11 protein-coding genes are annotated in these 12,603 nt (G+C 34.7%); 1 reads left to right on the forward strand and 10 read right to left on the reverse strand.

Features of this window, described 5'->3' with window-relative positions; translation table 11 throughout:
- Positions 1-11: 11 nt before the first annotated feature.
- The 10 genes from murC to mraZ form a co-directional block, all read right to left on the reverse strand.
- Complete coding sequence (gene murC / locus ABJM36_RS15705) at positions 12-1,364, reverse strand: UDP-N-acetylmuramate--L-alanine ligase (RefSeq protein ID WP_348452454.1); 1,353 nt, start codon at positions 1,362-1,364, stop codon at positions 12-14.
- A 5-nt stretch (positions 1,365-1,369) separates the two neighbouring features.
- Positions 1,370-2,461, reverse strand: coding sequence for an undecaprenyldiphospho-muramoylpentapeptide beta-N-acetylglucosaminyltransferase (gene murG, locus ABJM36_RS15710; protein WP_348452455.1), 1,092 nt, complete (start codon positions 2,459-2,461; stop codon positions 1,370-1,372).
- On the reverse strand, positions 2,462-3,655 hold the full coding sequence (locus ABJM36_RS15715) for an FtsW/RodA/SpoVE family cell cycle protein (RefSeq protein WP_348452457.1): 1,194 nt from the start codon (positions 3,653-3,655) through the stop codon (positions 2,462-2,464). It abuts the gene before it with no gap.
- A 30-nt stretch (positions 3,656-3,685) separates the two neighbouring features.
- The gene (murD, locus tag ABJM36_RS15720; protein WP_348452459.1) at positions 3,686-5,023 is read right to left on the reverse strand and encodes a UDP-N-acetylmuramoyl-L-alanine--D-glutamate ligase; all 1,338 of its coding nucleotides are present in this window, start codon (positions 5,021-5,023) and stop codon (positions 3,686-3,688) included.
- 49 nt (positions 5,024-5,072) lie between these two features.
- Positions 5,073-6,314: a phospho-N-acetylmuramoyl-pentapeptide-transferase gene (gene mraY / locus ABJM36_RS15725; protein ID WP_348452461.1), complete on the reverse strand. Its 1,242-nt coding sequence runs from the start codon at positions 6,312-6,314 to the stop codon at positions 5,073-5,075.
- A gap of 1 nt (position 6,315) precedes the next feature.
- A complete protein-coding gene (locus ABJM36_RS15730; RefSeq protein ID WP_348452463.1) occupies positions 6,316-7,779 on the reverse strand; it encodes a UDP-N-acetylmuramoyl-L-alanyl-D-glutamate--2,6-diaminopimelate ligase in 1,464 nt (487 codons plus the stop codon).
- Positions 7,776-9,737, reverse strand: a complete 1,962-nt coding sequence (locus ABJM36_RS15735) for a penicillin-binding protein (protein WP_348452524.1) — start codon at positions 9,735-9,737, stop codon at positions 7,776-7,778. Before ABJM36_RS15735 ends, ABJM36_RS15730 begins: the two co-directional genes overlap by 4 nt.
- 64 nt (positions 9,738-9,801) lie before the next feature.
- A complete protein-coding gene (locus ABJM36_RS15740; RefSeq protein ID WP_348452465.1) occupies positions 9,802-10,119 on the reverse strand; it encodes an FtsL-like putative cell division protein in 318 nt (105 codons plus the stop codon).
- Positions 10,120-11,016 carry a 16S rRNA (cytosine(1402)-N(4))-methyltransferase RsmH gene (gene rsmH, locus ABJM36_RS15745; protein WP_348452467.1) on the reverse strand — a complete coding sequence of 299 codons (897 nt, stop codon included), beginning with the start codon at positions 11,014-11,016 and terminating at the stop codon, positions 10,120-10,122.
- Positions 11,003-11,473, reverse strand: a complete 471-nt coding sequence (mraZ, locus tag ABJM36_RS15750; RefSeq protein ID WP_348452469.1) for a division/cell wall cluster transcriptional repressor MraZ — start codon at positions 11,471-11,473, stop codon at positions 11,003-11,005. The genes rsmH and mraZ overlap by 14 nt, the downstream gene beginning before the upstream one ends.
- 325 nt (positions 11,474-11,798) lie before the next feature.
- On the opposite strand from mraZ, the gene ABJM36_RS15755 reads away from it, so the two are divergent.
- Entirely contained in the window at positions 11,799-12,563 is a 765-nt protein-coding gene (locus ABJM36_RS15755) for an alpha/beta hydrolase (protein ID WP_348452471.1), read from the forward strand.
- Positions 12,564-12,603: the final 40 nt, after the last annotated feature.

Here is a 12,603-nt window from a genome sequence, read left to right on the forward strand (position 1 = left end):
TGTAATTCCAATTAACTCGCAATACTAAATTCTTTTTTAATATGTTTAACTTGTTCTCCTATATCTCCTGCTCCAATAGTTAAAATAACCTGAGCCTTACTTTCGTGTATTTTGGCCAACAAGTTAGTTTTACTAACTAATTGTTTGTTTTTATTACTTATTTTACCGAGTAACCATTTTGATGTAATGCCCCTAATTGGCTGTTCTCGTGCTGGATAAATATCGAGTAACATAAGTTCATCAAACTGCGCTAAACTTTTAGCAAAATCATCGGCAAAATCCTGTGTTCTACTAAACAAATGCGGCTGAAAAACAGCCAACACCTTCTTATCCGGATGCATTTCCCTTACAGCCTGATGTACGGCATTTATTTCTTCGGGATGATGCGCATAATCATCAACATACACCAAATCATCTGTTTTTATATGATAAGTAAACCTGCGCTTAACCCCTTTATAAGATGCTAAAGCATTGGCGAGCTGTTGGTGTGGGCAACCATATTCCACAGCCATCGCCAAGGCTATTAATGCATTCGACAAATTGTGTCTACCGGGTAGGTTAAATTGTAAATTTTCAAGCACCATCTTTGGCGTTTTAACGTCAAAAACATAAGTACCATTTTTTATTTTTATATTTTGGACTGAATAATCTGAATCATCTTCAATTCCATAGGTAACACCATTTAATGGCAATCCATTTTTCACAAATAATTTACCGTTTGTTTTTATTTTTTTTATAAAATCTTCGAAAGTTTTTTGCATCTCTGAAGCGTCGCCATAAACATCTAAATGATCGGCATCCATAGAGGTTATACAAGCAAAATCTGGCGATAAGGTTAAAAACGACCGATCGAACTCATCAGCCTCTACTACAGTAACATCTGAACCGTTTAAGATTAAATTTGAGTTGTAATTTTCGCTAATTCCACCTAAAAAAGCAGTTAGAGGCGCATTACATTCATACATTAAATGTCCTAAAATACTTGTTGTTGTTGTTTTACCATGGGTTCCAGCAACTGCTAAACAAAAGGAATCCTCTGTTATCAACCCTAAAACCTGAGAACGTTTTAACACCCTAAAACCATGCGATTTAAAATAGTTTAACTCGGCATTATCTTTAGGAATAGCAGGCGTATAAACCACTACAGTATGATCTGAATCTTTAAATTCAGGCTTAATATTTTCTACAGAATCTGAAAAATGAATTTCCACACCTAAATCGACCAAACTATTCGTAATATCGGTTTGTGTTTTATCATAACCCGCAACATTCTTATTATTTGCCTGAAAATAACGTGCCAAAGCACTCATGCCAATCCCGCCAATGCCTACAAAATAGATGTTATGTATAGTTTTCAAATTCATTTATTTTATTTCAGAAGTTTTTCTACCTCGTCCGCTATATCTTTAGTTGCGTTTATTAACGCTAATTTTTTAATGTTACCTGATAATGTTTTTTGTCTTTCTGGCGAATTTAAAAGTTGTGAAAATTTATTTTCGAAATCAGCATCTAAATCTTCTTCTTTAATCAAAATGGCAGCATCTTCATTCACAATAGCCATTGCATTTTTAGTTTGATGATCTTCTGCCACATTTGGGGAAGGAATAAAAATTACAGGCTTCCCAACGATGCATAATTCGGATACCGAACCTGCTCCTGCTCTAGAAATTACTATATCTGCAGCAGCATAAGCCAAATCCATATTATTCAAAAACTCATGCACTTGAATCCCTTTTATATTGTCGCAAATTTTATATTGTTTATAATACAATTTTCCACATTGCCAGATAATTTGAATATTATGAGTATCGAAAAAATCTAATTTATTTTCAATTAATTCATTAATCCTTTTAGAACCTAAACTACCTCCAATTATAAGTAGGGTAAGCTTTTTTAACTCCAAATTAAAAAACCGTTTTGCCTCATCAACTTTAGTCTCTACGTTCAACAAACCTTGACGCACTGGATTACCTGTTTTAATTATCTTCTCCTTCGGAAAGAAACGCTCTAAGCCATCATAAGCTACACATATTTTCTGCGCTTTTTTAGACAACAATTTATTCGTAATTCCAGGATAAGAATTTTGCTCTTGAATTAAAGTTGGAATATTACTAGAAGCCGCCATTTGCAATAATGGACCACTTGCAAAACCACCTGTACCAATGGCTACATTAGGTTTAAAGGATTGTATTATTTTACGAGCCTCCAAAAGACTACTAATAACTTTAAATGGGAAGCTTAAATTTTTTAATGTTAGCTTTCGCTGAATACCAGAAATCCACAATCCTTTTATATCATATCCAAATTGAGGTACTTTCTCCATCTCCATCCTATCTTTAGCACCTACAAATAAAAATTCGGCATCTGGGAAACGAGATTTTAACTCGTTTGCAATAGCGATTGCAGGATAGATATGCCCTCCTGTTCCGCCTCCAGATAATATGATTTTATATTTACTCATTTAAATTGCCTCGCTTAAAATTTCTAATGGGTTTTCTTCATTAATTTCTTGTTCTTTTATTTCTTCTCGTTTAGCGCTAACACTTAATATAATTCCTATAGCCAAACAGGTCATCCAAATAGACGTACCACCACTACTAATTAAAGGTAATGTTTGCCCGGTAACCGGAAATAACTCTACTGCCACTGCCATATTTATTAAAGCCTGAAAAACTATAGGCAAGCCAACTCCTAACACCAATAATTTTCCAAATATGGTATCCGATTTTTGAGCCACTATAACAACCCGAAACAACAACCAGAGATACAACACCATAATTACAAAACCTCCGATTAAACCATACTCTTCAATAATTATAGCAAAAATAAAATCGGATGATGATTGCGGTAAAAAATTCTTCTGCATGCTTTTGCCCGGACCAACACCCCAAATTTGACCTGTTGCAATGGCTATTTTTGCCTTTTCTATTTGGTAATCGGCTTCGGTATCTTCAGGGTTTGAAAAGCTTTCTATTCGCCCCATCCATGTATCTACCCTATTAGGCATAGCATCAGGAAACGCTTTAGCTATTAATATAAACAGAGTTAACACAAGCATACCCGACCCTATAATAACCGCTAAATAACGCAATGGATACCCTCCAAGAAACACCAACATAACAACCATTAAAAACATTATTGCAGCGGTTGAGAAGTTTGCAGGTAAAATTAATATTAGCACTAAAAAAACTGGTGTCCATAGTGGCAAAATAGACGCCTTAAAAGTTACTGTTTCTTCCTTGATTTTTGACATATATCGCGCTACATAAACCATTAACACCACAGCTGCTAAAGTGGATGTTTGAAAAGACATACCAACAAACGGTATGCGTATCCACCTACTTGCGTTTGCCCCAGCTATTGTTGTACCTTGCATCATGGTAATAGCAAGTAAAACCAATACAATAGGAATCATTATTAAAGACAAGCCTTTAAAGTACCTATACGGGATTTTATGAACACCATAAATAATAGCGAAACCTAAAACTAAGTGCACAAAATGTTTAATAAAAAAAGTAAATGTATTTCCACCCGCACCTTTATACGCTAAATTACTAGCAGCACTGTACACAGGTAAAAACGATAAAATAGCCAATAGCGCCACTATTGCCCAAATTAAACGATCTCCTTTTATGTTGTTAAATAATGTTTGCACTAAATATTATTATTATTATTATTATTATTATTATAAGTTTCTTACTGCATCTTTAAATTGACGACCACGATCTTCATAGCTTTCAAACAAATCAAAACTTGCACATGCTGGCGACAATAAAACACTATCACCAGACTCAGCTAATTTATAGGCCATTTTCACAGCCTCTTTCATGTATTGAGTTTCAACAATAACATCGACCATATTCCCGAAGGTGCTTATCAACTTTTGGTTATCGACTCCCAAACAGATTATAGCCTTTACCTTTTCGTTTATAAACGGAAATAACTCCTCGTAATTATTGCCCTTATCGACACCACCAACAATCCAAACCGTTGGGGCACTCATACTTTCCAAAGCATAGTATGTTGCATTTACGTTAGTTGCCTTAGAATCGTTTATGTATTGCACTTTATATATTTTAAGCACCTCCTCTAAACGATGCTCAACAGCTTGAAAGTTCTCTAAACTCTCCCTTATAGTTTGCTTTCTTATTTTAAGCAAATGTGCTACAGTAGAGGCCGCCATTGCATTTTTAGTATTGTGGTTTCCTTCTAATTTTATTTTAGCTGTTGGCATAAGTATCTCGTTATTATTTATTGTTAATCTAATATTTTCTTTGTCCAAATACGCGCCGTTCTTTATAGGTTTAACTAATGAAAATGGCAATAATGTAGATTGAACTGGATGATTTTTTAAATACTCTACAATCACTTCATCATCAGCATCATAAATCAAATAATCATCTTTAGTTTGATTCATTGCAATTCTGAATTTAGATTTGATATAATTTTCAAATTTATAATCATACCTATCTAAATGATCTGGCGTAATATTAAGCAACACAGCTATATTTGGTTTAAAATCGATAATATCATCTAACTGAAAACTGCTTATTTCTAAAACATAGTTTTTAAAATCTTCTTCCAAAACCTGTTTAGCAAAACTGTCGCCAATATTACCTGCTAGCCCCACATTTAACTCTTTTTTTAATATGTGATGTGTTAACGTTGCTGTTGTTGTTTTTCCATTACTACCTGTAATTCCAACAATTGTAGCTTCAGTAAATTTTGAAGCAAATTCAATTTCGGAAACTACTGGAATACCTTTTTTTCGAATTTGTTTTATCAATTCAACATTATCAGGAATTCCCGGGCTTTTCATGATGATATCGGCATTTAGAATTCTAAATTCAGTATGCCATTCATCTTCCCATTCAATCTCATTATGTATAAGAACTTGTTTGTACTTTTCTTTTATTTTCCCTTTGTCTGAAACAAACACATCATAACCTTCTGCCTTACCTAAAAGCGCTGTTCCTACACCACTTTCTCCACCTCCTAATACGACTAATCGCTGTTTTGTCATTCCGTTTTCAATTCATAATATTCCCACCATCGCGGGAATCACTAATTTGTTATCGTATTTTCAATGTTACAATTGAAAGGATAGCCAGCAATACGCCTACAATCCAGAACCTGGTAACAATCTTACTTTCATGATAACCCGATTTTTGATAATGATGATGCAAAGGCGACATTTTAAATATGCGTCGTCCTTCACCATATTTCTTTTTAGTATACTTAAACCAACTTACCTGCATAACTACGGATAAGTTTTCCGCTAAAAATATGCCGCATAACACAGGTATTAACCATTCTTTACGTACCGCAATTGCTATAACTGCAATAATTCCGCCTATGGTCAAACTTCCTGTATCTCCCATAAATACTTGAGCCGGATATGTATTATACCATAAAAAACCTATAAGCGCTCCCACAAAGGCCGCTATATAAATGGTAATTTCCTCAACCCTTGGGATGTACATAATATTGAGATATTCTGAGAAAATAATATTACCAGACACCCAAGCAAAAATGCCCAAGGTAAGCACGATAATCGCCGATGTTCCAGCAGCTAGCCCATCAATTCCATCGGTTAGATTTGCTCCGTTTGACACCGCTGTTATTATAAAAATGGTCACCAAAATGAATATAACCCAGGCATACTTTTCAAGACTCGGACTAATCCACGTGATTACTTTTGCATAATCAAACTCATTACCTTTAACAAAAGGTATTGTTGTTTTTGTTGACTTTACTTCTTGCTTAAATAATTTTGATGCTTCTATATCTGGATTTTCAGCTAATAGAACACGTTGCTCTTCTACGGGCAGCTTCTCTTTCATGGTAACATCTTGATGAAAAAACAAAGTTGCCCCAACAATAATCCCTAACCCTACTTGACCTAATACTTTAAACCGTCCTTTTAAGCCTTCTTTATCGTTTTTAAATTTCTTTAAATAATCATCTATAAAGCCAATAACCCCCATCCAAAGCGTGGTTACTATTAAAAGAACGATATAGATATTCCCCAGTTTTGCTAACAAAAACACCGGAATTAAAGTCGATAGAATAATTATTACACCTCCCATTGTAGGTGTTCCTGCCTTTTCTTTTTGACCTTCTAATCCTAAGTCTCTAATCGTTTCACCCATTTGCTTTTTTTGCAAAAAGCGAATAATTCTTTTACCATAAATAGTAGAAATTAACAGCGAAAAAATCATAGCCAAAGCAGCTCTAAAGGTTAAAAACCCAAAAAGTGAAGCCCCTGGAAGCTGAAACTGTTTTTCTAAATATTCGAATAGGTAGTACAGCATATTATTTCTGTAATTGTTTTAAAAATTCTTTTACTATTTTAAGATCATCAAAATCAGTACGAACACCTTTTACCTCCTGATACGTTTCATGACCTTTTCCAGCTATTAAAATAATATCGTTTGGTTGCGCCATTTGGCAAGCTGTTTTAATAGCCTGCCTTCTATCTTCAATAGTTAATGTTTTTTTGAAATTTAGAGGTTCAACGCCTGCTTCAATCTCCTTTAAAATATCCTCTGGTTTTTCACTACGAGGATTATCACTAGTGAAAATTACTTTTGTACTTAAGGCTGATGCTATATGCCCCATCTTAGGACGCTTTGCCCTATCTCTATCACCACCGCACCCCACAACTGTAATAAGCTCCTCATTTTTTGTGCGGATGCTATTAATGGTTTCTAACACATTTTTTAATGCATCAGGTGTATGTGCATAATCTACAATAGCTGTTATTTTTTCATTTGAAATAACATACTGAAACCGCCCACTAACACTTTCTAAATCACTTATTAAGCGCAACACTTCAACCTTTTCAAGTCCTAACAATTCCGCTGTAGCATAAATAGCCAAAACATTATAAGCATTAAAATTTCCGATAAGTCGTGTCCACACCTCACTATCATTCACCTTTAACAACAAACCTCCAAATTGGTTTTCTAAAATTTGGGTTTTATAATCGGCGTATTGCTTTAAGGCATACGTATATTTTTTAGCCTTAGTGTTTTGTAGCATCACTAAGCCATTTTTATCATCTGCATTTACAAGGGCAAAAGCCTGACTAGATAACTCGTCAAAAAACTTCTTTTTAACATCTCTATATTCAGCAAATGTGCTATGATAATCTAAATGATCATGAGATAGATTAGTAAAAATCCCACCTTCAAAAAGCAATCCCTCTGTTCTAAATTGATGAATACCATGAGAGCTTACTTCCATAAAGCAAAACTCAACACCCTCAGCATTCATTTCACTTAAATACTTGTTAATCGTTAAAGAGTCTGGTGTAGTATGAGTAGCATTGTACTCTACATCATCAACCATAATTTTTACCGTTGACAACAAACCAACCTTATAACCTGCTTTTTTAAACAACTGATACAGCAGGCTACTTACCGTAGTTTTACCATTTGTACCAGTAACACCTACAAGTCTTAAGTTTTCTGATGGATTCCCATAAAAATTTGAAGCCATTATAGCCAATGCTCTACTCGTATTATCAACTTCTACATAAGTAATACCATCAACCAATTTATCAGGTAACGTTTCACAAACTACACTTGTAGCGCCACCACTTATAGCCTTACCTATATAATCGTGCCCATCAGCAATTAATCCTCGAATAGCTACAAACGCATGATTCTTTTCGATTTTTCTCGAATCGAAATTAATAGCCAAAACCTCTATGCTCGTATTACCAACTACCGCATTTAAAGTAGCCTTATAAAGTATGTCTTTTAGTACTATCATGATGCTTTTAAAACTACGGTTTGATTATCTTTAAGCTTGGTGTTCTTATTTACAGATTGCGCTTTAACAATGCCATTTCCATTTAATTTTACATGGACATCAATCTGCATATTTTCAAGTAAAACAATAGCATCCATTGCTGGCATACCAATTAAATTTGGCATTATTGTTTTATATGTTTGTGCTATTTTATAGAAGTTTTCATAATCGCTTTCAACCGCTGCCGTTTTAACTTTTAAAGATTCTATTTCATCAATTAAAGGGGTATCTGTATATATTTTTTGAGCAACCCGTTTAAAAACTGGCCCCGACACATCTGCGCCGTAATACCCAACACCTTTATCCGGCTCATGAATAACAACAATGCATGAATACTTTGGGTTATCGGCAGGAAAATACCCTGCAAAAGAGGAGATATAATTCAATTTAGATTTATCCCTATAATCTTTTTGACAAGTTCCTGTTTTTCCCGCCATAGAAAAATTTTCCGAATACAAACGATGTCCTGTACCATGCTTTTTCTCCACAACATTTTTAAGTAATGCCTGTAGTTTAGAAATTGTTTCTTCCGAGCAGATTTTCTCGTTAATCACCTCTTTTTCAAAAGGCTCTATAATTTTATCAAATTCCTTAACCTCTCTTAAAAACCTAGGTTTCACCATAACACCATCATTAGCAACAGCGTTATAAAAGGTAAGCGTTTGCAATGGTGTAAACGACACCCCATAACCATAAGCCATCCATTGTAAAGCAATACCACTCCAACGTCCGTTTTTAACTCTTGGATCTGGTATAATTGGCTTTGGCTCCCCTATAATAGGCAGGTCCAAACCATTATTCAGGTTCATATCATATAGTCTGTCTACAAATTTTTCTGGATTTTTTCTGTACTCTTGATCTATAACCTTAACAATTCCCGTATTAGAAGACACTTCAAAAGCCTTTGAAATCGATATTTTACCGTAACCGCCATATTTGGAATCGCGAACTTTTTTACCATAAAAACTCAAAACACCTTTTTCGGTATCTACCACATCGCTGGTATCAGCCACTTTATCTTCAAAAGCCGCCGCAAGCGCCATAAGCTTAAACGTTGAACCAGACTCATGACTTTCACCTACCGCATAATTTAAACGTTCATAATAATGTCCGTTTTTATTTCTGCCTAAATTAGAAATGGCACGAATCTCTCCGGTTTTGGTTTCCATAACCACCACACAACCATGATCTGCCTTGTATTTTTCTAACTGTGCCAATAACGAATGATGTGCAATATCTTGAATGTTTACATCGATAGTAGTATACACATCATAACCATCTTGTGGCTCAATTTCATTTGCATCACTTAAAGGCTTCCATTGCCCTTTACCAATTTGTTGTTTTTTACGTTGCCCGTCAACCCCACGCAAATACTTCACGCCAAAAGCCCCATCAATACCTGGCCTTGTTACATTACCTTTTTCATCAATACGCTCATAACCTATAGTTCTTTGCGCAATTCCACCCATTGGATGCTCACGCTTAGTAGTTTGCTCGACAATTAAACCTCCCTTAAAAGCTCCTAACTCTAATAATGGAAAATTTCGCAAGCGGATATAATCAGAATAGCCAATATTTCTAGCCAACAAGTAATAACGGTTTTTATTAGCACGAGCACGTCTAAGATCTTTTAAAAGTTTAGAAGCTGATTTACCAGAATACATTGAAAGTGAATCGCAAAGTGGCTTTACGTATTTTTCAAAAGTTTTAGCATTTGGTGTTAAAGCATCAAAACGAATATCATACTTAGGAATTGAGGTTGCCAACAAATTCCCGTTTACAGAATACACATTACCTCTATTTGCAGGGATTACAACATTTTTAACAACACGCTCTGTTGCTTTTGCTCTATATGCATCGCCTTGAAGAAACTGAATGCTTAATAATTTAAACACCACAGCAAGCCCGAAGACGAACATACATCCAGCTATAAAATACAAACGGTTTAATATGTTTTTTTCGTTTACTGCCAATGTTTTATTATCAATTATTATTTTTAATCTTTATTTTTTTTGGTGGATTTACAGAAGGCGCCAATCCTTTTTCTTTCATTACCACAACTACATTCGACTCCATTTTAAGCCTCATAAGCTTCGATCGACCATCTACAAATGCCGATCGCATTTCTTTCACTTCATTTTTTAACCGAGCAATTTCATACACCTTTTTATCTGCACTATGCGAACTCGCAATCATCACTATAGCTAATCCGGAAATAAAAAGTATCAATCGCCAACTTTTAAACGAATCATCGCTAATTAAAAAAGTACCTTTTAATATGTTATAGATATTCTTCTTCATTTATAGCTTTACTGCAACTCGAAGCTTAGCACTTCGTGCCCTATTATTTAATTTTATTTCTTCTGCTGTTGGCACAATCAATCCGTTTACCTTTTTTAAAGGCACTTCAAAATTCCCAAACATATCACGCTCCGGCTCCCCCTCGAACATACCATTTCGAATAAATCGCTTCACCAACCTATCTTCAAGAGAGTGATAGGAAATAAAACTTAATCGACCTCCAACTTTTAACACTTCTGGTGTTTGTAACAAAAACTCTTTTAAAACCTCAATTTCTTGATTAACCTCTATTCTTATAGCTTGATAAATTTGAGCTAACACCTTATTTTCAAAACGTGGTGGCAAAAACTTACCCAAAACTTTTTTTAATTGCTCACTAGTTACAATAGGTTCAGTTTCTCGATACTCAACAATCAACCTTGCCATAGCTGGTGCTGCACGCAACTCTCCATACTGCAGAAATACTTGTTTTAACCGCACCTCATCATACTCATTAACCACATGATAAGCAGACAATTGACTTTCTTGATTCATCCGCATATCCAAATCCGCCTCAAAACGCGTTGAAAAACCTCGTTCCGCAACATCAAATTGATGGGACGACACACCAAAATCCGCTAAAATCCCATCGACTTGTTTTACTCCGTGAAACCTCAAAAAACGCTTTACAAATCTGAAATTTTCATGTATAAGCGTAAACCTATCATCATCAATCGCATTCTCAAGCGCATCAGGGTCTTGATCAAAAGCATACAACCTTCCTTTATCACTAAGTCTACTTAATATCTCTTTACTATGACCGCCACCACCAAAAGTGACATCCACATAAACACCGTCCGGATTTATATTTAATCCATCCACCGTTTCCTTTAAGAGTACAGGGTTATGATATTCCATGTTCGTCATCGTCTTGTCCCATTACTTCCTCTGCCAAATCTGCAAAATCAATTGCAGCATCGTCAATAGCTTGCTCGTATAAATCCTTATCCCAAATCTCAATAATATTGATTGCCGAAGCCACCACTATATTTTTAGAAATACCTGCAAAAACAGTTAAATCCTTCGGGATTAACAACCTTCCATTAACATCAACCTCAACCATTTTGGCTCCAGCAGTAAACCTTCTAATAAAATCGTTATTTTTCTTTTTAAACTTATTTAGCTTATTCATTTTTTGCATTAAAACCTGCCATTCGCCCATTGGGTAAAGTTCAAGGCATTTTTGAAAAACAGACCGACGCAATACAAACCCGTCCTGCAAAATCACAGAAAGTTGTTTTTTGATTGCAGCAGGCATCATTAATCTGCCTTTTGCATCAACTTTACAATCGTATGTACCTGTTATTAAATCCAATGCGTTTTGCTAAACTTTAAACGTTTAAATGTCAAATATATTGAAAAATATCCCACTTTATACCACTATATACCACTTTGTTAATAAATTTTCGATTAATTAGGGTTTTAATCCGATTTCCGAATTAGAAAACACCACTGCACACAACACGAACTCAGATTTTAAACTTTAATACCATAAACACAAGATTGTTAATATGTTCTTTTTTAGTTTTTATAAATTTATCCTTTGAACCCAATTCATTTTACTTGAAATCAATAATTATAGTAGAAATATGAATGAAATAACTATATTTGTTTTTAACGAATGAATGACTAACTGATTAATGACGCATCGTTTAAAAAAAGAAGAAAAATACAGCTATATAGAAGCAGGTGAAGGCACCCCAATAATAGTGCTACATGGCTTAATGGGAGGATTAAGCAACTTTGACGCTGTAACTGATTATTTTTGTACCAAAGGCTACAAAGTATTAATACCCGAATTACCACTTTACAGCAAATCTTTACTTAAAACTAACGTAAAGCATTTTGCTAAATACTTGCATGACTTTATAGAATTTAAAGGCTACCAAGAAGTTATTTTACTAGGAAATTCTTTGGGTGGACACATAGGCTTATATCACACCAAACTTTACCCAGAAAATGTTAAAGCATTAATAATTACAGGTAGCTCTGGATTATACGAAAATGCCATGGGTGGTGGATATACCAAACGTAGCGACTACGAGGTAATTAAGAAAAAGGCTCAAGACGTGTTTTACGATCCTGAAGTTGCCACCAAAGAAATTGTGGACGAAGTTTATGAAACTGTAAACGACCGTAACAAACTTATAAAAACTTTAGCTATTGCCAAAAGTGCCATAAGACATAATATGGCTAAGGATTTACCAACACTAAAAACACCTACCTGTATAATTTGGGGTAAAAACGACAGTGTTACACCGCCAGAAGTTGCCGAAGAATTTAATGAATTATTACCTGATTCTGAGTTGTTTTGGATAGACAAGTGTGGACATGCAGCTATGATGGAACACCCACAAGAATTTAACAAGTTACTTAGCGCTTGGTTAGAAAAACGAGGATTCTAATAAAAATACCAAAAGAAAAAATTCTAAATTCCGAATCAAA

The sequence above is a fragment of the Algibacter sp. genome (genome assembly GCF_039977455.1).
In the GTDB taxonomy this organism is placed as follows: Bacteria; Bacteroidota; Bacteroidia; order Flavobacteriales; family Flavobacteriaceae; genus Algibacter_B.

Bases quoted from the DNA above. Each gene is read 5' to 3' on its own strand.
- murC (WP_348452454.1), bottom strand. From the start codon at position 1,364: ATGAATTTGAAAACTATACATAACATCTATTTTGTAGGCATTGGCGGG.
- ABJM36_RS15755 (WP_348452471.1), top strand. From the start codon at position 11,799: ATGACGCATCGTTTAAAAAAAGAAGAAAAATACAGCTATATAGAAGCA.
- murG (WP_348452455.1), bottom strand. From the start codon at position 2,461: ATGAGTAAATATAAAATCATATTATCTGGAGGCGGAACAGGAGGGCAT.
- ABJM36_RS15735 (WP_348452524.1), bottom strand. From the start codon at position 9,737: ATGTTCGTCTTCGGGCTTGCTGTGGTGTTTAAATTATTAAGCATTCAG.
- murD (WP_348452459.1), bottom strand. From the start codon at position 5,023: ATGACAAAACAGCGATTAGTCGTATTAGGAGGTGGAGAAAGTGGTGTA.
- rsmH (WP_348452467.1), bottom strand. From the start codon at position 11,016: ATGGAATATCATAACCCTGTACTCTTAAAGGAAACGGTGGATGGATTA.
- ABJM36_RS15730 (WP_348452463.1), bottom strand. From the start codon at position 7,779: ATGATAGTACTAAAAGACATACTTTATAAGGCTACTTTAAATGCGGTA.
- ABJM36_RS15740 (WP_348452465.1), bottom strand. From the start codon at position 10,119: ATGAAGAAGAATATCTATAACATATTAAAAGGTACTTTTTTAATTAGC.
- mraY (WP_348452461.1), bottom strand. From the start codon at position 6,314: ATGCTGTACTACCTATTCGAATATTTAGAAAAACAGTTTCAGCTTCCA.